General features: G+C 41.8%; 1 pseudogene. It reads right to left on the bottom strand.

The annotated features are described in order from the left end of the window. Nucleotides 1-52 precede the first annotated feature (52 nt). Nucleotides 53-282 (bottom strand): annotated as a pseudogene (locus LB467_RS18860) (carbon-nitrogen hydrolase family protein); the annotation flags it as partial.

Genomic DNA, 282 nt, shown 5'->3' on the forward strand with positions numbered 1-282 from the left:
TCTGTTTATCCATTCATAAATTCATCAAAAATTAAAGATTATCAGAGACGCCTTAAAACTGTTCATTTTCCAGGTCAATGATAGACTGTCGCTCCCGGTTAACTGTTAATCGGGTAATGTCCGGACGGGAGTAATGTCCGGCGCCGTCAAAATTCTGACGCTCTTCCAAAACCCGGTTAATATTTAAGGAATGCACAAATAAACCTTCCTTATCTATTATCGGCTCTACTATCCATTCCCCATCGGGGCCGGCAATACAGGAACCCCCATTAGCTAAAACAT

This window comes from Salegentibacter tibetensis (genome assembly GCF_020164485.1).
Taxonomy (GTDB): Bacteria; Bacteroidota; Bacteroidia; order Flavobacteriales; family Flavobacteriaceae; genus Salegentibacter; species Salegentibacter tibetensis.